The sequence below is a fragment of the Pseudomonas fluorescens genome, from assembly GCF_000968015.1.
GTDB lineage: Bacteria > Pseudomonadota > Gammaproteobacteria > Pseudomonadales > Pseudomonadaceae > Aquipseudomonas > Aquipseudomonas fluorescens_W.
Window position 1 is genome coordinate 1 of record NZ_LACH01000103.1, and the last position, 1,302, is coordinate 1,302.

The following is a 1,302-nucleotide window of genomic DNA, read 5'->3' on the forward strand; positions in this document are numbered from 1 at the left end:
CCCCTCACTGTAGAGACCGGTACATCCTTTACACATTTGACCGGGTACATCGTTTACACATTTAACAGGCTTGATACGCGTTTGGCACCGCGTTCAAGCCTGCCTAAAGGGAAAGAGCAAAGGTACAACTCCCACACGCCATCAGCCACCTCCTTCAGCGCGACGTGCTCGTCGATCAGCGCCTCGCCCAGAAAGATCAGGGCCCCTTGCCACTTGATCTCACCATTCTTGCGCACCCGCCGTACTTCGACGTCGGCCCCGTATTCGACTGCCGGCAAATAGCCTGGATAAGGTCTAAGTGACGGGCGATAGATATCCGCTGGCGTCTTCATCTCCAGCGCCGTATGAGGCCGTGCGTGATTGAAATCCTGTACGAAGTCCTCAAAGGCAAGCTGCTGACGCAGCAGGTTTTCCGCCGGTGGCCTGAGAACGGCTGCCTTTAGCGTGCGGTGCATGCGTTCATGCCGACCGTTCTGATCCGGGCGTCCTGGCTTGATTGTTTCGGGGTGGACACCATGCCTGATGAACCAGACGGACAGCCTGGAGAGGCGGGCCAAGCCTGTCGATGCAAATGGAGCGCCGTTATCGGTGCGGATCACATCAGGCATGCCGAACTCCCGGAACGCCCACTCGAAGCCCTGACGAGTAGGTTCGCCGTGGGTACTGGGAAGCGCCCGGCACGCCAGAAGATAGCGACTGGCATGGTCGGTGATGGTCAGCGGATAGCACCAGTGGCCGTCCTGGGTTCTGAATTGCCCTTTGAAATCGGCGCACCAGGTTTGATTGGGTTCGTCGGCCTGACGTAGATGCACTGGCCCATGCGGACGGGGCTGGCGCAGCCGTCGAGGAATCACCAGGCCGGCCTTTTTTAGCCACTCTCCAGCGGTGCTGGCGGCTGGCCAAGCGATCTGCGGCTGCGCATTACGCAGGCGCTGGATCAGTTGCTTCGGCCCGCGATCCGGGTGCTCGCTTTTCTTCGCAAGCAACGTGGCAATGATTTCATCGCGGGTTTGGTGCGGACAGCTCAGCGGTTTTCGCGAGCGCTCTTTCAAGCCATCTACGCCGCAGGTTGCATACCGATCAAGCCACTTATCGACCGTCGGACGGCTAACGCCATATCGTCGACTCAGTTGGCTCTTGCTGTAACTGCCGCTAAGCCAGTCATGGATTAATTTCACTCGCTGATCCATCGGGGACTCTCGATTCCAGGGCATGGTCAGTACCTCCTGACCATGATTGATACCTGTAAACCATGTCCCCGGTCTCAAACGTAAAGGATGTACCCGGTTTTTACCCACCCCA

General features: G+C 58.1%; 1 protein-coding gene. It reads right to left on the minus strand.

The genetic code is table 11. From position 1 onward, the window contains the following. Positions 1-53: 53 nt before the first annotated feature. On the minus strand, positions 54-1,214 hold the full coding sequence (locus tag VD17_RS30470) for an integrase core domain-containing protein (RefSeq protein WP_046057073.1): 1,161 nt from the start codon (positions 1,212-1,214) through the stop codon (positions 54-56). Between the last annotated feature and the right edge of the window lie 88 nt (positions 1,215-1,302).

What these genes read in the sequence shown, in the direction of transcription:
- VD17_RS30470 (WP_046057073.1), bottom strand. Translation starts at nt 1,214, where the DNA reads ATGCCCTGGAATCGAGAGTCCCCGATGGATCAGCGAGTGAAATTAATC.